Consider the following 15,637-nt stretch of genomic DNA (forward strand, 5'->3'; position numbering starts at 1 on the left):
GGACTAAGCATATGGTTAACTGTGTAGTACACAATTGGGATGGGGAAGAAGTCGGGCAGGCGACACTAGAATTAAAGGTTGCCAAAGAAGAGAACGCCGCACATATTGTGCATCGGGCATTAGTCCGGCAGCAGGCAAATGCTCGTCAAGGCACCGCTAGCGCCAAAACCCGCGCTGAAGTTAGGGGAGGCGGACGTAAACCCTGGAGACAAAAGGGGACAGGTCGCGCTCGTGCGGGTTCGATTCGTTCACCCTTGTGGCGTGGTGGTGGTGTGATCTTCGGACCCAAGCCAAGAGACTATGACCTGAAGATGAACCGCAAGGAGCGGCGTTTGGCGTTGAGAACAGCGATCGCTGACCGCGCCGAGGACATGGTTGTAGTTGAGGAATTTGGCGACAAGTTGCCCAAACCAAAAACAAAGGAATTGGTTGAAGCGATCGCTCGTTGGGGAGTCGATCCACAATCAAAAATCCTCCTCATTTTGCCAGAGCGCCAAGAAAACGTTTATTTGTCAGCCCGAAATATCGTCAATTTGAAGCTAATTTTTGCTAACCAATTGAATATTTTTGACCTGCTTAACGCTGACAAAATTGTAACAACGCCATCTGCCCTCGCCAAAATTCAGGAGGTTTACAGTGAGTGAATTTAATCGCCGCGACCTGGCGGATATGGTTTATCGCCCCATAGTTACCGAAAAGGCAACTCTGCACATGGAGCAGAACAAGTATGTCTTTGAAGTAATTCCCAAAGCGACCAAACCCGAAATTAAAGCAGCAATTGAAGACCTGTTTAAAGTAAAGGTTTTGAGCGTCAACACCCTTTGCCTACCACGCCGCAAGCGTCGCGTTGGCAAATTTGCCGGGTTTAAGCCTCAATACAAACGAGCGATCGTAACCTTAGTAAGCGGTGACTCAATTACCCTGTTCCCAGAAGTTTAAATTTTGGATTTTAAATAATCAAAATCCAAAATAACACTCAACATTTAGCAGTTCAACTAAGAGTTTAAATTATGGGTACCCGTTCCTATCGGCCCTACACCCCCAGCACTCGCGAGACTACAATTTCGGATTTTGCCGAAATTACCAAGAGTGAGCCGGAAAAATCACTAACCCACTTTAACCACCGCGACAAAGGCCGCAACAATCGCGGGGTAATTACCAGTCGCCGTCGGGGTGGCGGCCACAAACGCCTCTATCGGGTGATAGATTTTCGCCGCGATAAGCGAGATATTCCCGCAAAAGTAGCAGCGATTGAGTACGATCCTAATCGTAATGCTCGCATTGCCCTGCTTTATTACCAGGATGGAGAAAAGCGCTATATTCTCCACCCAGTAGGGTTAGAGGTTGGCACATTTATCACCGCAGGTTCCAACTCCCCCATCGAGATTGGCAACGCTTTGCCGTTAAGCAATATTCCATTGGGAACTAGCGTTCACAATGTAGAACTGACAGCAGGTAAAGGTGGTCAAATTGTTCGCGCTGCTGGTGCCACTGCTCAGGTAGTAGCAAAAGAAGGTGGCTATGTATCCATCAAGTTGCCCTCCGGAGAAGTCCGGATGGTGCGCCGCGAGTGCTACGCCACGATTGGACAGGTTGGCAACGTTGAGCATAGAAACCTGAGTGCAGGTAAAGCAGGTCGCAATCGCTGGAAGGGCCGCCGTCCGAAGGTGAGAGGAAGCGTCATGAACCCAGTTGACCACCCACACGGTGGTGGTGAGGGACGCGCACCGATTGGTAGAAGCGGACCTGTGACCCCTTGGGGTAAACCAACCTTGGGCTATAAGACTCGTAAGCCTAAGAAGCAAAGCAGTAAATTGATTGTTCGTCGTCGTCGTAAAGCTTCTAAGCGCGGTCGTGGCGGTCGGGAATCTTAGAATTTTAGATTTTAGATTTTGGAATTTAGATTGGCAATAAATCCAAAATCCAAAATCCAAAATCAGAAATCAAAAATAATTTGGGGTTATGTGAAGTATGGGTCGTTCTCTTAAAAAAGGTCCTTTTGTTGCGGATAGTTTGCTGAAAAAGGTTGAAACTTTGAACTCCAGAGGCGAAAAGCAGGTCATAAAAACTTGGTCTCGCGCCTCAACAATTTTGCCGCAAATGCTGGGTCACACCATCGCGGTTCACAATGGTCGTCAGCACGTTCCGGTCTACGTCAGCGAGCAAATGGTAGGACATAAGTTAGGCGAATTTGCTCCTACTCGTACTTTCCGGGGACACTCGAAAGATTCCAAGGCAAAGAGATAATTTTGAATTTTGAATTAGACAAGATTCAGAATTATTAAAACGGAGAAATCTATGGCAGTTGATACTACAGAAGAAGTCAAAGCGATCGCCCGCTACATCCGGATGTCCCCCCACAAAGTGCGGCGAGTTCTCGACCAAATTCGGGGGCGGTCATATCGTGAAGCGCTGATTGTGCTGGAATTTATGCCCTATCGGGCTTGCGATCCAGTCCGCGATGTACTGCGCTCAGCAGCAGCCAATGCCGAGCATAACGCCGGGTTAGACCCAGCGAAATTAGTGATCTCTAAGGCATATGCTGACCAAGGGCCAACCTTAAAGCGCTTCCGGCCCCGCGCTCAAGGACGCGCCTATCAGATTCGCAAGCCAACGTGTCACATCACAGTAGCCGTTGCACCAGACACAGAAGAAAAATAACAGAACTGAGTTATGAGGAATGAGTAACAGTTTTACTCAGTCCTCAGCACTCATCACTCAGCACTGATTTAGAGGAAGCATTCGTGGGACAGAAAATTCATCCAATTGGTTTTCGACTGGGTATCACCCAAGAACATCGCTCCCGTTGGTTTGCGGATGCTAAGCGCTACCCAGAACTCCTGCAAGAAGACCACACCATTCGGCAGGTAGTGGAGAAAAAACTCGCTAACGCTGGTATCTCTCAAGTGAGGATCGAGCGCAAAGCCGACCAAATCGATTTGGAAATCCACACAGCTAGACCGGGTGTTGTGGTAGGTCGAGGTGGTCAAGGCATTGAAGAATTACGGTCTAAGCTTCTTGAAGCTCTAGGCGGCAGTAATCGGCAAATCCGGATCAACGTTATTGAAGTGGCGCGGGTGGATGCCGATGCTGGGCTGATTGCCGAGTACATCGCCCAGCAGCTGGAGCGACGAGTTTCCTTCCGGCGAGTTGTGCGTCAGGCAATTCAACGCGCTCAACGCGCTGAAGTCCAGGGGATTAAAGTGCAAGTAAGCGGACGGTTAAATGGGGCAGAAATTGCTCGAACCGAGTGGACGCGGGAAGGTAGAGTACCACTACATACCCTCCGGGCAGACATCGACTACGCTTACCGCACCGCCAAAACCATCTACGGGATTCTTGGCGTTAAAGTTTGGATCTTCAAAGGCGAGGTTATACCAGGTCAGGAAGAAGTGCCTGCTCCTAATAATGCTCAACCCCGGCGTCGCCAACAGCGCCGCCGCCAGCAATTTGAAGACCGCTCAAATGAGTAATAGCTAATTGCTAATAGCTATCCGCTATTAGTAAGAAGAAATTAGCAATTAGCAGTTAGCAAAGGACAAATCATGTTAAGTCCCAGAAGAACTAAATTTCGCAAACAGCAGCGCGGGCGGATGAACGGGTTGGCAACCAGAGGCAGTGACCTAAACTTTGGTGACTTTGGCCTCCAGTCCACAGAACCAGCCTGGATTACATCCCGCCAAATTGAAGCCAGCCGTCGAGCCATGAACCGCTATATCCGCCGGGGTGGCAAAATCTGGATTCGTATCTTCCCAGACAAACCAGTAACCATGCGTCCAGCCGAAACCCGGATGGGTTCTGGTAAAGGTTCACCGGAGTTTTGGGTAGCTGTAGTCAAGCCAGGGCGGATCTTGTTTGAGATTGCCGGGGTACCGGAAGCAACTGCCCGCGAGGCAATGCGTCTGGCCTCCAACAAATTGCCGATTAAGACAAAGTTCATTACACGTGAAGGGGAACAGGTGTAAATTATGCCTCTGCCCAAGATAGAAGAAGCCAGAAATTTAAATGACCAGGAACTGGCTGATGAGATTTTAGCTGTCAAACAGCAGCTGTTTGATTTGCGGATGCAACAGGCAACCCGACGCCTGGAAAAGCCACATCAGTTCAAGCATATGAAGCATCGGTTAGGTCAGCTGCTGACCGTGGAAGGTGAGCGGCAACGGGCGGCAACGGATAACCAGCCAGCCCCAGAACCGCAGCCAGATGCACAATCCCAGGAGTAGAGTAGACCCCAATGGCAGTTAAAGAACGAGTTGGCGTGGTCGTCAGCGACAAAATGCAAAAGACCGTAGTGGTCGCCGTGGAAAACCGTTCGCCACATCCGAAATACGGAAAAATTGTGGTAAACACGAAGCGGTACAAGGCTCACGATGAGGAGAATGAGTGCAAAGTGGGCGATCGTGTCCGAATTACAGAAACGCGCCCCTTGAGTCGCACTAAACGCTGGACAGTCGCTGAAATTCTCAATCGCGAGGCTTAATAAGAAAGTTATGAGTTTTGAGAGCTGAGTTTTGAGTTAAAAATTCCAAGTCTAGAATTTTATAAATTCTTCCGGCTTCAAAACTCAAAACTTAAAACTCAAAACTATTATTCAAAACTCCGGATCAACGGAAGTGTCCCGCTGGAGCAAAACTCAAAACTCAAAACTATGATTCAACCTCAAAGCTACCTAAATGTCGCAGATAACAGCGGCGCTCGCAAATTGATGTGCATCCGCGTCTTAGGTGCCAGCAGTCGGCGCTATGGCGGCGTTGGCGATGTGATCATCGCCGTTGTCAAAGACGCTATCCCCAACATGGCAGTCAAAAAGTCCGACGTTGTACGAGCCGTAATTGTCCGCACCAAGAAGAATATGCGCCGGGACAGCGGTATGAGTATTCGCTTTGACGATAACGCCGCCGTGATCATCAACGCAGATGGCAACCCCAGGGGAACTCGCGTTTTCGGTCCAGTCGCACGGGAACTGCGCGACAAAAATTTCACCAAAATTGTTTCCCTGGCTCCAGAGGTACTCTAATGGCAACAAAACAGTTTAAAAGAAACGGCTCCCAGCCGAAAGTGCGCTATAAAATGCACGTAAAAAAAGGCGATACAGTGCAAGTAATCGCTGGTCGAGATAAAGGCAAGGTTGGTGAAATATTAAAGGCGATTCCCGAAGAAAGCCGGGTAATTGTTAAAGGAGTTAACATCAAAACCAAGCACGTCAAACCTCAGCAAGAAGGTGAATCCGGTCAAATCGTTACGATAGAAGCCCCGATTCACAGCTCTAACGTTATGCTTTATTCGACCAGCCAAAAAATTGCCAGCCGCATTTGTTACACCTTTAATGAAGAAGGTCGTAAAGTGCGGATGCTCAAAAAGACTGGAGAAATCATTGACTAATAGCAATTAGCTTGCACAGCTAATTGCCAGTCGGCTAATTGTTAACTACTATTTTCCCTGACCAAGCCCAGGGCATGAAGGAAAAAACCAATGGCACAAAAACTGAAAACGCTGTACCAAGAGACAATTGTTCCTAAACTGACAGATCGGTTTAATTACACCAATGTCCATCAGGTACCCAAAATTGTAAAGGTCTCGATTAATCGAGGTTTAGGAGAGGCATCTACTAACGCTAAAGCGCTGGAATCTTCCCTTAACGAAATTGCCAAGATCGCGGGTCAAAAGCCTGTGGTGACACGGGCGAAAAAAGCGATCGCAGGTTTTAAACTTCGTCAAGGTATGCCAGTGGGCGTAATGGTAACACTACGAGGAGATCGGATGTATGCCTTTCTTGATCGATTAATCAACCTGTCATTGCCACGCATTCGGGACTTTCGCGGTATCAGTCCCAAGAGCTTTGATGGTCGAGGAAATTACAGCTTAGGCATTAGAGAGCAGCTGATATTTCCAGAAATAGAATACGATAGCATCGATCAAATTCGTGGCATGGACATTTCAATCATCACCACAGCAAATACCGACGAAGAGGGCCGCGCCTTACTCAAAGAAATGGGAATGCCCTTCCGGGATAACTGAGGCAGTCATAATAAGGAGGGAACAATGGCGGCAAACGACACAATAGCAGATATGCTGACTCGCATTCGGAATGCGAATATGGCGCGGCATCAAACAACAGAAATACCAGCAACGAAAATGACGAAGAGCATTGCTCAAGTCCTGAAAGCTGAAGGCTTCATTGCTGATTTTGAAGAAGTTGGCGAGGGCATCGAGCGACACCTGCTGGTTTCCTTAAAATACAAAGGCAAGAATCGCCAACCGATTATCAACACATTGAAGCGGGTCAGCAAACCAGGACTTAGGGTATATTCCAACCGTAAAGACTTACCCCGTGTGCTGGGCGGTATTGGAATTGCGATCATTTCTACCTCCAGTGGCATTATGACTGACCGGGATGCGCGGCGTCAGGGGGTAGGCGGGGAAGTGCTGTGCTACATCTGGTAGTCATTGGTCACTGGAACGTTGTCAAATTAAAACGTTAGAAAGAAACTTTTGTTCTAACAACTTTCAAACGTTCAAACGTTCAAACGCCCAGGGACAACTGACAAAAAAAAGGAGTAATTAGTTATGTCTCGTATTGGCAAGCGCCCCATTAATATTCCCGCTAAAGTTCAAGTTGCCATTGACGGTCAACATGTGGCAGTTAAAGGTCCTAAAGGTGAACTTTCCAGGGTTCTGCCAGAGCAGGTGATCATCGAGCAGGAAGGCGAAACGATTGTAGTGAAGCGACGGGATGAATCTCGTGCAGCTCGCCAGCGCCACGGCTTGTCGCGGACTTTGGTTGCCAACATGGTTGATGGGGTTTCTCAAGGGTTCCAGCGACGTTTAGAAATCCAGGGTGTCGGTTATCGCGCCTCAGTTCAAGGTCGCAATTTAATTTTGAACGTGGGTTACAGTCACCCGGTGCAAATTGATCCCCCAGAAGGCGTTCAGATGGCGGTGGAAAACAACACCAATGTCATTGTGAGCGGTATTGATAAAGAAATCGTGGGGAACATTGCAGCCAAAATTCGCGCTGTCCGCCCACCAGAAGTATACAAGGGTAAAGGTATCCGCTACGCCGGTGAAGTGGTGAGACGTAAAGCTGGAAAGGCAGGTAAGAAGTAAAAATGAAGCTAACTCGGAAAGAATCAATTCACCGTCGGCATCGGCGGGTACGTCGCAAGGTGAACGGTACAGGCAATCGTCCTCGTTTAGCCGTCTTTCGCTCCAATCAGCACATTTATGCTCAGGTGATTGACGATGCCCAACAGCGTACCCTAGCTGCTGCCTCTACCCTAGAGCCAGAGCTGAAATCGCGCCTAGAAGGAGGAGCGAATGTAGCAGCCTCCGTAGAAGTGGGTAAGCTAATTGCCGAGCGATCGCTCGAAGTTGGTATCACAAAAGTTGTCTTTGACCGCGGCGGCAACCTTTACCACGGTCGCATCAAAGCTCTCGCAGATGCGGCCCGCGAAGCTGGGTTGGATTTTTAAAGGACAAAAGGCAAAAGGTAAAAGAAATTTTATATTTTTCCTAGTTTTCTTGCTTTTGCCTTTTTAGTTTTTACTTTCACTGTAATGGTTCAAGATAAAGTAATGGCAAAAGAACGTCGTAAAAATTCTGCACGTCGGGAAAAAGAAACTACATTTCAAGAACGGGTGATCCAAATCCGTCGCGTCAGCAAGGTCGTCAAAGGCGGTAAAAAACTCAGCTTCCGAGCCATTGTCGTTATTGGCAATGAGCGTGGGCAAGTTGGTGTTGGTGTCGGCAAAGCTAGCGACGTAATTGGAGCTGTTCGTAAAGGTGTCGCCGACGGCAAAAAGCATTTGATTGACATCCCCTTGACTAAATCAAATTCCATTCCTCATCCTATCAACGGCGATGGTGGTGGTGCCAAAGTGATGATGCGACCAGCAGCACCTGGAACAGGGGTAATTGCCGGGGGTGCCGTTCGCACGGTGCTGGAATTAGCTGGGGTTCGCAACATCCTAGCAAAACAGCTGGGTTCTAACAATCCCTTGAACAACGCCAGAGCCGCCATCAACGCTCTCTCCACCTTGCGGACATTTTCCGATGTGGCTGAAGAACGTGGTATCCCCATTGAAAACCTCTACGCTTAATGGTCACCGGTCAGGCAAGAGTTGGAAAGTTGGAACGTTGGGTAGGTTTCTCGTTTAAACGTTCAAACCTTCAAACGCCTACTGACAACTGGCAACTGATAACTGACAACTGACAAAGGACAAAAGACATGAGATTAGAAGACGCAGTTCCTAAAAAAGGCTCAAAGAAGCGCCGCCGTCGCATAGGTCGCGGTATTGCAGCTGGTCAAGGCGCTAGCGGTGGCTTTGGTATGCGCGGACAAAAATCAAGATCCGGTCGGGGTACGCGACCCGGATTTGAAGGTGGACAAATGCCCCTTTACCGCCGCCTACCCAAGTTAAAGCACTTTACGGTCGTAAATCGTAAACAGTACACTACGATCAACGTAAGTAAGCTGGCATCACTCCCTGCTGATACAGAGGTGAACCTAACCTCATTAATAGATCGTGGTATTGTCACCTCCAACGACGGGCCTCTAAAAATTCTCGGAGACGGGGATCTGAACGTGGCTCTGAATGTAAAAGCAGCTGCTTTTACAGGCTCGGCTCGCAGCAAAATTGAAGCAGCTGGCGGCAGCTGCGAAGTTGTCGCTGCCCGATAGGGTTAAGCATTGTGTGTGCCAGCGCCTGCTCGATGACGTAGAGGTATCGCTTCATGGTTGTTAGTCGAGATAAAACTCCAACTGCTCAGGAAACTTTTTTGCAGATGGCTCAGGCAGCTGGTCTTAGGGGCCGGCTGCTAGTTACCATCGGTCTGCTAATTTTAGTTCGCGTTGGCATCTTTCTGCCCGTACCAGGGATTGACCGAGTCGCGTTTGGTAGAGATATTCAAAATAGCCCCTTAATTGGATTTTTGGACATCTTCTCAGGGGGTGGTATTTCTGCCTTGGGGATTTTTGCTTTAGGGATTTTGCCCTATATTAATGCCTCCATCATTATCCAATTGCTCACAGCTGCTATCCCAGCTTTGGAGAAATTGCAGAAGGATGAGGGGGAAGCAGGGCGGCGAAAAATCTCTCAGGTTACTCGCTATGTAGCGCTAGGAGGAGCTTTGCTTCAAAGTACCTTCATTGCCGGGTGGCTTGAGCGTTATGCGACGGATGTTCGCGGACCTCTGTTCATGGCCGAGACAGCACTGGCGCTGACAGCAGGTTCAATGTTTGTCATGTGGGTGTCGGAACTGATTACTGAACGGGGAATTGGCAACGGTGCTTCACTGTTGATTTTTATCAATATCGTGGCGGTTCTACCTCGTTCCCTTGGGCAAACTATTAATTACGCCCAGCTTGATAATCGCAATGTGGGTCCTGTAATTATTCTGCTCGTAGTGTTCCTGGTGATGATCCTGGGGATTGTGTTTGTTCAGGAGGGAACCAGGCGAATACCGATTATTTCGGCACGCCGTCAGGTGGGCAGAAGACTTTATCGGGAAAGAACTAATTACCTGCCGTTGCGACTCAATCAGGGCGGCGTTATGCCGATCATCTTTGCGTCTTCGGTTTTGATTTTCCCTAGTTTTCTAGCTCAGATTACTCAAAACAGTGGCAACAACCAGTTGTTGTCTCAACTCCATCTAATTTTGACCCAGGTTGCTAATGCTCTCAACCCAAGTGGTCAGATGCCGTGGGTTTATGTGACGGTTTATCTCATCTTGATTCTGTTTTTCAGCTATTTCTACGCTTCTCTGATTGTGAACCCGGTAGATATGTCGCAGAACCTGAAAAAGATGGGTGCCAGTATTCCTGGTATTCGTCCGGGTCGTGCCACTAGCGAGTATGTTGAGCGGGTGTTGAATCGATTGACATTCTTAGGCGCTATCTTTTTGGGCTTGGTGGCAGTCGTGCCAACAGCTGTGGAAAGTGTTACTGGGATTACTACCTTTCAGGGGCTGGGAGCTACCTCTTTGCTGATTTTGGTGGGTGTAGCAATTGATACAGCTAAGCAAATTCAAACTTATGTCATCTCCCAGCGGTATGAAGGAATGGTGAAGCAGTAGTGACGCGATTGATTTTTTTGGGGCCGCCAGGAGCGGGGAAAGGAACTCAAGCACAAATTCTGGCTCAGGAGCTGGAAATTCCGCACATTTCCACGGGTGACATTTTACGAAATGCCAAGGCTGCTGGAACTCCACTCGGTCTAAAGGCCAAGGGGTACATGGATCGTGGTGAGTTGGTTCCTGATGAGCTGATTTTGGATATGATCCGCGATCGCCTTCTTGAATCTGATGCCAAACCTGGTTGGATTCTGGATGGTTTTCCTCGTAACGTCTCCCAGGCGACTTTTCTGGATGCACTGCTACAGGAATTGAACCAGGGTATCAAGTACGCGCTTAACCTGGAAGTCCCAGATGAAGTGTTAGTCGCAAGGATGTTGGAACGAGGGCGCAAGGAAGGGCGGAGTGATGATAAGGAAGATGTCATTCGCAACCGTTTGGAAGTATATCGTTCCCTGACGGCACCGTTGATTGATTTCTATAATGATCGCTCGAAGTTGGTTTCAGTTGATGGCGATCGCTCGCTTGATGAAGTCACTAACGCACTCAAACAGGTGGTGCATCATTAATTTTTTTTGGGGTCAGTCTGTTGCCAGACTAGCAGCAGGTACTGACCTCAACCCGATGGCTTGATTTTTTGATAAAATATGTTAAGAAAGCCTTGACCGACAATCAGCCCTATGATGCGCGTCTAAAAACAGAAAAATTGAGGAAAAGACAACTTGGCTAAACAAGACTTAATTGAAATGGAAGGCACGGTGACAGAATCGTTGCCTAATGCTATGTTTCGCGTTGATTTGGATAATGGATTTAATGTATTAGCTCATATCTCCGGCAAAATCCGCCGAAATTACATCAAGATTCTGCCGGGCGATCGCGTCAAAGTGGAACTAACCCCCTACGACCTGACTAAAGGCAGAATTACCTACCGACTGCGTAACAAAAAGTAGCGGTAATTAAAAACCGTTCACTCTTAAATAAGCTTGTCTTATTAAAAATTTGCCCTGGCAAATTAACTTACAAATGCACCTAAAAAGTGTTATAATATAGAGCTTGCAATGTAGCCAAAATAGGCATGAAAGTTCGAGCATCAGTCCGAAAGATTTGCGAAAAATGCCGCGTCATTCGTCGGCGCGGCCGGGTTATGGTAATCTGCTCCAACCCAAAACACAAACAACGCCAAGGTTAACTTAACCTAACTACACCAGAACAAATCTATAGCACAAAAGCAAGACTAGGGAGACAACAAGCGTGGCACGGATTGCTGGGGTAGACCTTCCTCGTGACAAACGAGTTGAAATTGGTCTTACTTACATATACGGAATTGGACTCTCGCGCTCCAAAGAGATATTGGTAGCAACGAAGGTTAATCCAGACACAAGAGTTAAAGACTTGAGTGACGCCGACGTTGCTTCCCTGCGCGAAGCAGTAGAAAGCAACTATCAAGTTGAAGGGGATCTCAGACGCTTTGAGTCTATGAGTATCAAGCGCCTGATTGATATCGGCTCCTATCGGGGGCGGCGTCATCGTATGGGTCTGCCAGTTAGAGGGCAAAGAACTCGTACCAATGCCAGAACCCGTCGTGGTAGAAGGCTTACGGTCGCGGGTAAGAGAAAAGCACCAGGGCCGAAATAGCCATTAAGAGCCTGTTAGCTGCTTTTTAAAATGCAGCTACCCTCATTAGCTAATTGACCTACCAATTCAGCAAAACCATTATAACTACTGTCAACTAGACCCTCATGGCGCGACAACCAACCAAGAAAACTGGTGCAAAAAAGCAAAAACGCAACGTACCCAATGGCGTAGCCTTCATCCAGTCCACCTTTAACAACACCATCGTCACGATTTCCGATACCAACGGGGACGTACTTTCCTGGGCTTCAGCAGGCTCCAGTGGCTTCAAGGGAGCCAAAAAGGGAACACCTTTTGCCGCTCAGACCGCCGCTGAAAGTGCCGCTCGCCGAGCGACCGATCAGGGGATGCGTCAGATTGAAGTAATGGTTAGTGGTCCGGGAGCTGGTCGAGAAACCGCGATTCGGGCGCTGCAAGGGGCAGGACTGGAAATAACGCTCATTCGAGATGTGACGCCAATTCCTCATAATGGCTGTCGTCCGCCCAAGCGGCGTCGAGTCTAGGATTGCTTTAAAAGCAACTAGCAATTAGCGGATATTGGCTAACAGCTAACTGCTGTTGTGCCTTGGAGCAGCAGGGGCAATGCTGGAAAAGCACTTTTACGTGCTTTCCAGGGGTTTTATGAAGAAGGGAGGTCACTCCGTGGCGCAGTTTCAAATCGAGTGTGTAGAGTCCAAAACTGAGAACAATCGTAGCCAATATAGCAAATTTGTCTTGGAGCCTCTAGAGCGCGGTCAAGGCACCACCGTAGGCAATGCGCTGAGGCGGGTTCTATTGTCTAACTTGGAAGGTACGGCTGTGACAGCTGTCCGGATTGCCGGGGTTAATCATGAGTTTGCCACAATTGAGGGGGTGCGGGAAGATGTCCTAGAAATTCTCCTGAATATGAAGGACATTGTACTCAAAAGTCACTCTTCTCATCCCCAAATTGCTCGATTAGCTGTCACAGGTCCAGCGACGGTGACAGCCGGACGATTTGATTTACCAACTGAAGTTGATGCAGTTGATCCTAACCAGTATATTGCTACTCTAGCGGACGACGCTAGGCTGGAAATGGAGTTTCGCATCGAAAGAGGGAAAGGATATCGAGCAGTTGATCGAGGACGCGACGAAGCTGCTGCTCTGGACTTCCTCCAAATTGATGCCGTGTTTATGCCAGTGCATAAAGTCAACTACAGCGTTGAAGATGCCCGCATTGACGGTTCTCTGGAAAGAGATCGGCTGATCTTGGAAATTTGGACTAATGGCAGTCTGACTCCCCAAGAAGCACTGTCTCAAGCCGCAAGTATCCTGGTGGATCTATTCAACCCCCTGAAAGATATCACCCTCGATCCGATGACGGTTGATTATCCTGATAATGAAGATCCTACCAGCCAGATCCCAATAGAAGAATTGCAGCTCTCAGTACGAGCCTACAACTGTCTCAAGAGGGCGCAGATTAACTCTGTAGCTGACTTGCTGGATTACAGCCAGGAGGATCTGCTGGAGATTAAAAACTTTGGTCAAAAGTCGGCAGAAGAAGTCATCGAAGCTTTGCAGCGGCGACTTGGGATCACGCTGCCCCATGAAAAGGCGGCAAAACCTACTTGAAGTGAAAGAGTTAGGAGTTAAGAGTTAAGAACTCCTCGCCTCCTAACTTTTTTCAATTTCTTATAAACTTTCAAACCAAAATCCAAAATTGTTATGCGTCACAGACGTCGTGTTCCAAAATTAGGTAAGCCTGCTGACCAGCGCCGAGCGCTATTGCGATCGCTGGCAACCGAACTAATTCGCCAGGGTAGAATCACTACCACCCAAACGCGAGCCAAGGCGGTTCGCTCGGAAGTGGACAAAATGATTACCTTGGCAAAAGATGGCTCTCTGTCAGCCCGCAGGCAAGCTATGGGCTATATCTACGACAAACAGCTGGTTCATGCCCTGTTTGAGCAAGCTGCTAGCCGCTATGGAGAGCGTAACGGCGGCTACACCCGTATCCTGCATACCGTGCGGCGTCGGGGTGATAATGCCGAAATGGCAATTATCGAGTTGGTCTGAAGAAGGTGCTAATGGCTAATAGCTAATCACAAGAGGTGGCAATTAGCAATTGGCAATCAGCCATGCACAAAGGACAAGAAACAACGGACAAACAGCGAGTCGCCCTGGTAATCCAATACTTGGGTACTCATTTTCATGGCTGGCAGCGGCAAGCGAATGGGCGCACTGTGCAGGAAGAAATTGAAACAGTTTTGTCCAGGGTGCAGGGGCGAAAAGTTACCTTGTACGGTGCAGGGCGCACAGATAGCGGTGTTCATGCGGCAGCGCAAGTGGCACACTTTGAGGCAGTTGGTTCGATCCCCCCTGAAAAGTGGGCGGGTGTTCTCAATAGCCAACTGCCCAAGGATATTCTGATTCGAGCCTCAGCTGCGGTTGATGATAACTGGCACTCCCGATTTTCTGCCAGTTGGCGCAGATATCGCTACACGATTTATACAGATCGCAAGCCAAACTTGTTTGTGCAGCCCTTCAGTTGGCATTATTATTATGCACCACTAGACGAATCTCTCATCCAGGCAGCTTTGAACCCTTTGATAGGGAACCACCATCTGGCTGCTTTCATGAGAGCGCATTCGGCGCGATCGCATTCTTGGGTGGACGTGCAGGAGGCTCAATGCCACCGAGAAGGCTCATTTATTTATATTGAGATTCAGGCAAATGGATTTCTGTATGGCATGGTGCGGCTGCTGGTGGGCTTACTGGTGCAAGTGGGCAGGGGTGAGCGATCGCCAGAAAACTTTACCGATTTGTGGGTAAATGAGCGGCGGCATGAAGTAAAATATTCTGCCCCGGCAAAAGGTCTTTGCCTGTTGCGAGTCGGCTACCCAGATATCCCCTTTCCCCCCGAAATCTGGTTTGACACCCAGCCCAAATTCGCCTTTTGTCCTTCGTCCGTTGTTTTTCCACTGCCAAGACAAGGACAATCTCCGTCTCTACAAGACGGGCAACGAACGAAGACTTGCGGTAATCATCGTCTCTATAAGACAGACAACTGACGACAGGCGTCGTGCCTGTCCTACCAACGGACAAAATTATGAACAAAACTCCTCTCCCTTCTCTAGACTCTATCGAGCGCAATTGGTACGTCGTCGATGCCGCAGATCAACGGCTGGGGCGTTTGGCGAGTGAAATTGCCATGATCCTACGTGGAAAAAACAAACCAATTTTCACTCCTCACATGGACACAGGCGACTTCGTGGTAGTCGTCAATGCCGAGAAAGTCGTTGTTACTGGTAAAAAACGCACCCAGAAGCTATACCGGAGACATTCCGGGCGTCCAGGCGGGATGAAGACTGAAACCTTCGCTAAGCTGCAAGATCGGATGCCAGAGCGGATCATCGAAACCGCCGTGCGCGGAATGCTCCCCAAAAATTCTCTGGGAAGACAACTATTTACCAAGCTCAAAGTTTATCCGGGTCCATCACATCCCCACGAATCACAAAAACCCCAGGAAGTCAAGATTAATACAATCCCAGGAGAAAATTAATGCAAGCAACAGAACAAAGTGGTCGCGTTATGTACTGGGGAACTGGTCGCCGCAAATCTTCCGTGGCAAGAGTTCGCCTGGTACCTGGTAGCGGTCAGATGATTGTTAATGACCGTCCTGGCGACAACTACTTCAACTACAATTCAGCTTACCTCTCAGCAGCCAAAGCCCCCCTGGAAACTCTGGGACTGGAAAATGAGTATGACATTCTGGTGAAAGCTCACGGTGGTGGCTTAACCGGTCAATCAGACTCGATTCGTTTGGGAGTCGCAAGAGCTTTGTGTCAGCTCGATCCAGACAACCGTCAGCCTTTGAAAAGCGAAGGCTACTTAACCCGCGATCCCCGCGCCAAAGAGCGGAAGAAATACGGCTTGCACAAAGCTCGTAAAGCTCCGCAATACTCTAAGCGATAAG

The 15,637-nt window shown here is 48.6% G+C and carries 28 protein-coding genes; all 28 read left to right on the forward strand.

Annotated features, from left to right (window positions below; genetic code table 11):
- Positions 1 to 11 precede the first annotated feature (11 nt).
- The 28 genes from rplD (at position 12) to rpsI (ending at position 15,636) form a co-directional block, all read left to right on the forward strand.
- A complete protein-coding gene (rplD, locus tag H6F66_RS19530) occupies positions 12 to 644 on the forward strand; it encodes a 50S ribosomal protein L4 (RefSeq protein WP_190424362.1) in 633 nt (210 codons plus the stop codon).
- Entirely contained in the window at positions 637 to 939 is a 303-nt protein-coding gene (locus tag H6F66_RS19535) for a 50S ribosomal protein L23 (protein WP_190424364.1), read from the forward strand. Before rplD ends, H6F66_RS19535 begins: the two co-directional genes overlap by 8 nt.
- 71 nt (positions 940 to 1,010) lie before the next feature.
- Complete coding sequence (gene rplB, locus H6F66_RS19540; RefSeq protein WP_190424367.1) at positions 1,011 to 1,874, forward strand: 50S ribosomal protein L2; 864 nt, start codon at positions 1,011 to 1,013, stop codon at positions 1,872 to 1,874.
- A 97-nt stretch (positions 1,875 to 1,971) separates the two neighbouring features.
- A complete protein-coding gene (gene rpsS, locus H6F66_RS19545; RefSeq protein ID WP_190424368.1) occupies positions 1,972 to 2,247 on the forward strand; it encodes a 30S ribosomal protein S19 in 276 nt (91 codons plus the stop codon).
- A 51-nt stretch (positions 2,248 to 2,298) separates the two neighbouring features.
- On the forward strand, positions 2,299 to 2,661 hold the full coding sequence (rplV, locus tag H6F66_RS19550; RefSeq protein ID WP_190424371.1) for a 50S ribosomal protein L22: 363 nt from the start codon (positions 2,299 to 2,301) through the stop codon (positions 2,659 to 2,661).
- A gap of 83 nt (positions 2,662 to 2,744) precedes the next feature.
- On the forward strand, positions 2,745 to 3,473 hold the full coding sequence (rpsC, locus tag H6F66_RS19555) for a 30S ribosomal protein S3 (protein ID WP_190424372.1): 729 nt from the start codon (positions 2,745 to 2,747) through the stop codon (positions 3,471 to 3,473).
- A gap of 72 nt (positions 3,474 to 3,545) precedes the next feature.
- On the forward strand, positions 3,546 to 3,965 hold the full coding sequence (gene rplP, locus H6F66_RS19560; RefSeq protein WP_190424373.1) for a 50S ribosomal protein L16: 420 nt from the start codon (positions 3,546 to 3,548) through the stop codon (positions 3,963 to 3,965).
- Between the two features lie 3 nt (positions 3,966 to 3,968).
- Positions 3,969 to 4,223: a 50S ribosomal protein L29 gene (gene rpmC / locus H6F66_RS19565; RefSeq protein WP_190424374.1), complete on the forward strand. Its 255-nt coding sequence runs from the start codon at positions 3,969 to 3,971 to the stop codon at positions 4,221 to 4,223.
- Between the two features lie 11 nt (positions 4,224 to 4,234).
- The gene (gene rpsQ, locus H6F66_RS19570; protein WP_190424375.1) at positions 4,235 to 4,480 is read left to right on the forward strand and encodes a 30S ribosomal protein S17; all 246 of its coding nucleotides are present in this window, start codon (positions 4,235 to 4,237) and stop codon (positions 4,478 to 4,480) included.
- A gap of 168 nt (positions 4,481 to 4,648) precedes the next feature.
- Positions 4,649 to 5,017 carry a 50S ribosomal protein L14 gene (gene rplN, locus H6F66_RS19575; RefSeq protein ID WP_190424376.1) on the forward strand — a complete coding sequence of 123 codons (369 nt, stop codon included), beginning with the start codon at positions 4,649 to 4,651 and terminating at the stop codon, positions 5,015 to 5,017.
- Positions 5,017 to 5,382, forward strand: a complete 366-nt coding sequence (rplX, locus tag H6F66_RS19580; RefSeq protein ID WP_242017833.1) for a 50S ribosomal protein L24 — start codon at positions 5,017 to 5,019, stop codon at positions 5,380 to 5,382. The genes rplN and rplX overlap by 1 nt, the downstream gene beginning before the upstream one ends.
- A gap of 90 nt (positions 5,383 to 5,472) precedes the next feature.
- Positions 5,473 to 6,018 carry a 50S ribosomal protein L5 gene (rplE, locus tag H6F66_RS19585; protein ID WP_190424377.1) on the forward strand — a complete coding sequence of 182 codons (546 nt, stop codon included), beginning with the start codon at positions 5,473 to 5,475 and terminating at the stop codon, positions 6,016 to 6,018.
- A 24-nt stretch (positions 6,019 to 6,042) separates the two neighbouring features.
- Positions 6,043 to 6,444 carry a 30S ribosomal protein S8 gene (gene rpsH / locus H6F66_RS19590; RefSeq protein ID WP_190424378.1) on the forward strand — a complete coding sequence of 134 codons (402 nt, stop codon included), beginning with the start codon at positions 6,043 to 6,045 and terminating at the stop codon, positions 6,442 to 6,444.
- A 123-nt stretch (positions 6,445 to 6,567) separates the two neighbouring features.
- Complete coding sequence (gene rplF / locus H6F66_RS19595; protein WP_190424379.1) at positions 6,568 to 7,107, forward strand: 50S ribosomal protein L6; 540 nt, start codon at positions 6,568 to 6,570, stop codon at positions 7,105 to 7,107.
- 2 nt (positions 7,108 to 7,109) lie between these two features.
- Positions 7,110 to 7,472 (forward strand): 50S ribosomal protein L18, encoded by a 363-nt coding sequence (gene rplR / locus H6F66_RS19600; RefSeq protein WP_190424380.1) that lies wholly within the window; start codon positions 7,110 to 7,112, stop codon positions 7,470 to 7,472.
- 102 nt (positions 7,473 to 7,574) lie between these two features.
- Positions 7,575 to 8,099: a 30S ribosomal protein S5 gene (gene rpsE / locus H6F66_RS19605; RefSeq protein WP_190424512.1), complete on the forward strand. Its 525-nt coding sequence runs from the start codon at positions 7,575 to 7,577 to the stop codon at positions 8,097 to 8,099.
- A gap of 128 nt (positions 8,100 to 8,227) precedes the next feature.
- The gene (gene rplO / locus H6F66_RS19610; protein WP_190424381.1) at positions 8,228 to 8,680 is read left to right on the forward strand and encodes a 50S ribosomal protein L15; all 453 of its coding nucleotides are present in this window, start codon (positions 8,228 to 8,230) and stop codon (positions 8,678 to 8,680) included.
- A 53-nt stretch (positions 8,681 to 8,733) separates the two neighbouring features.
- A complete protein-coding gene (gene secY, locus H6F66_RS19615) occupies positions 8,734 to 10,074 on the forward strand; it encodes a preprotein translocase subunit SecY (RefSeq protein WP_190424382.1) in 1,341 nt (446 codons plus the stop codon).
- Entirely contained in the window at positions 10,074 to 10,640 is a 567-nt protein-coding gene (locus tag H6F66_RS19620; protein ID WP_190424383.1) for an adenylate kinase, read from the forward strand. Before secY ends, H6F66_RS19620 begins: the two co-directional genes overlap by 1 nt.
- A gap of 153 nt (positions 10,641 to 10,793) precedes the next feature.
- On the forward strand, positions 10,794 to 11,021 hold the full coding sequence (gene infA / locus H6F66_RS19625) for a translation initiation factor IF-1 (protein ID WP_015203280.1): 228 nt from the start codon (positions 10,794 to 10,796) through the stop codon (positions 11,019 to 11,021).
- 125 nt (positions 11,022 to 11,146) lie between these two features.
- Positions 11,147 to 11,260, forward strand: coding sequence for a 50S ribosomal protein L36 (gene rpmJ, locus H6F66_RS19630; RefSeq protein ID WP_071782548.1), 114 nt, complete (start codon positions 11,147 to 11,149; stop codon positions 11,258 to 11,260).
- Between the two features lie 62 nt (positions 11,261 to 11,322).
- On the forward strand, positions 11,323 to 11,706 hold the full coding sequence (gene rpsM / locus H6F66_RS19635) for a 30S ribosomal protein S13 (RefSeq protein WP_190424384.1): 384 nt from the start codon (positions 11,323 to 11,325) through the stop codon (positions 11,704 to 11,706).
- 104 nt (positions 11,707 to 11,810) lie between these two features.
- Entirely contained in the window at positions 11,811 to 12,206 is a 396-nt protein-coding gene (gene rpsK / locus H6F66_RS19640) for a 30S ribosomal protein S11 (RefSeq protein WP_190424385.1), read from the forward strand.
- A gap of 118 nt (positions 12,207 to 12,324) precedes the next feature.
- Positions 12,325 to 13,293, forward strand: coding sequence for a DNA-directed RNA polymerase subunit alpha (locus tag H6F66_RS19645; protein ID WP_190424514.1), 969 nt, complete (start codon positions 12,325 to 12,327; stop codon positions 13,291 to 13,293).
- 93 nt (positions 13,294 to 13,386) lie between these two features.
- Positions 13,387 to 13,737, forward strand: a complete 351-nt coding sequence (gene rplQ / locus H6F66_RS19650; protein ID WP_190424386.1) for a 50S ribosomal protein L17 — start codon at positions 13,387 to 13,389, stop codon at positions 13,735 to 13,737.
- Between the two features lie 62 nt (positions 13,738 to 13,799).
- Positions 13,800 to 14,732 (forward strand): tRNA pseudouridine(38-40) synthase TruA, encoded by a 933-nt coding sequence (gene truA / locus H6F66_RS19655; protein WP_190424387.1) that lies wholly within the window; start codon positions 13,800 to 13,802, stop codon positions 14,730 to 14,732.
- A gap of 38 nt (positions 14,733 to 14,770) precedes the next feature.
- The gene (gene rplM, locus H6F66_RS19660; protein WP_190424388.1) at positions 14,771 to 15,223 is read left to right on the forward strand and encodes a 50S ribosomal protein L13; all 453 of its coding nucleotides are present in this window, start codon (positions 14,771 to 14,773) and stop codon (positions 15,221 to 15,223) included.
- A complete protein-coding gene (gene rpsI, locus H6F66_RS19665) occupies positions 15,223 to 15,636 on the forward strand; it encodes a 30S ribosomal protein S9 (protein ID WP_190424389.1) in 414 nt (137 codons plus the stop codon). The genes rplM and rpsI overlap by 1 nt, the downstream gene beginning before the upstream one ends.
- Position 15,637 lies beyond the last annotated feature (1 nt).

The organism is Trichocoleus sp. FACHB-6 (genome assembly GCF_014695815.1).
GTDB lineage: Bacteria > Cyanobacteriota > Cyanobacteriia > Cyanobacteriales > FACHB-T130 > Funiculus > Funiculus sociatus.

Excerpts from the sequence above, each read along its gene's own strand:
- rplD (WP_190424362.1), top strand. The coding sequence starts at position 12 with ATGGTTAACTGTGTAGTACACAATTGGGATGGGGAAGAAGTCGGGCAG.
- truA (WP_190424387.1), top strand. The coding sequence starts at position 13,800 with ATGCACAAAGGACAAGAAACAACGGACAAACAGCGAGTCGCCCTGGTA.
- rpsE (WP_190424512.1), top strand. The coding sequence starts at position 7,575 with ATGGCAAAAGAACGTCGTAAAAATTCTGCACGTCGGGAAAAAGAAACT.
- secY (WP_190424382.1), top strand. The coding sequence starts at position 8,734 with ATGGTTGTTAGTCGAGATAAAACTCCAACTGCTCAGGAAACTTTTTTG.
- rplM (WP_190424388.1), top strand. The coding sequence starts at position 14,771 with ATGAACAAAACTCCTCTCCCTTCTCTAGACTCTATCGAGCGCAATTGG.
- rpsI (WP_190424389.1), top strand. The coding sequence starts at position 15,223 with ATGCAAGCAACAGAACAAAGTGGTCGCGTTATGTACTGGGGAACTGGT.
- rplQ (WP_190424386.1), top strand. The coding sequence starts at position 13,387 with ATGCGTCACAGACGTCGTGTTCCAAAATTAGGTAAGCCTGCTGACCAG.
- rplR (WP_190424380.1), top strand. The coding sequence starts at position 7,110 with ATGAAGCTAACTCGGAAAGAATCAATTCACCGTCGGCATCGGCGGGTA.
- rplE (WP_190424377.1), top strand. The coding sequence starts at position 5,473 with ATGGCACAAAAACTGAAAACGCTGTACCAAGAGACAATTGTTCCTAAA.
- rplX (WP_242017833.1), top strand. The coding sequence starts at position 5,017 with ATGGCAACAAAACAGTTTAAAAGAAACGGCTCCCAGCCGAAAGTGCGC.
- rplO (WP_190424381.1), top strand. The coding sequence starts at position 8,228 with ATGAGATTAGAAGACGCAGTTCCTAAAAAAGGCTCAAAGAAGCGCCGC.
- rpsH (WP_190424378.1), top strand. The coding sequence starts at position 6,043 with ATGGCGGCAAACGACACAATAGCAGATATGCTGACTCGCATTCGGAAT.
- rpsS (WP_190424368.1), top strand. The coding sequence starts at position 1,972 with ATGGGTCGTTCTCTTAAAAAAGGTCCTTTTGTTGCGGATAGTTTGCTG.
- rpmJ (WP_071782548.1), top strand. The coding sequence starts at position 11,147 with ATGAAAGTTCGAGCATCAGTCCGAAAGATTTGCGAAAAATGCCGCGTC.
- rpsQ (WP_190424375.1), top strand. The coding sequence starts at position 4,235 with ATGGCAGTTAAAGAACGAGTTGGCGTGGTCGTCAGCGACAAAATGCAA.
- rplB (WP_190424367.1), top strand. The coding sequence starts at position 1,011 with ATGGGTACCCGTTCCTATCGGCCCTACACCCCCAGCACTCGCGAGACT.
- rpmC (WP_190424374.1), top strand. The coding sequence starts at position 3,969 with ATGCCTCTGCCCAAGATAGAAGAAGCCAGAAATTTAAATGACCAGGAA.
- rplN (WP_190424376.1), top strand. The coding sequence starts at position 4,649 with ATGATTCAACCTCAAAGCTACCTAAATGTCGCAGATAACAGCGGCGCT.
- rplF (WP_190424379.1), top strand. The coding sequence starts at position 6,568 with ATGTCTCGTATTGGCAAGCGCCCCATTAATATTCCCGCTAAAGTTCAA.
- rpsK (WP_190424385.1), top strand. The coding sequence starts at position 11,811 with ATGGCGCGACAACCAACCAAGAAAACTGGTGCAAAAAAGCAAAAACGC.
- H6F66_RS19645 (WP_190424514.1), top strand. The coding sequence starts at position 12,325 with ATGAAGAAGGGAGGTCACTCCGTGGCGCAGTTTCAAATCGAGTGTGTA.
- rplV (WP_190424371.1), top strand. The coding sequence starts at position 2,299 with ATGGCAGTTGATACTACAGAAGAAGTCAAAGCGATCGCCCGCTACATC.
- rplP (WP_190424373.1), top strand. The coding sequence starts at position 3,546 with ATGTTAAGTCCCAGAAGAACTAAATTTCGCAAACAGCAGCGCGGGCGG.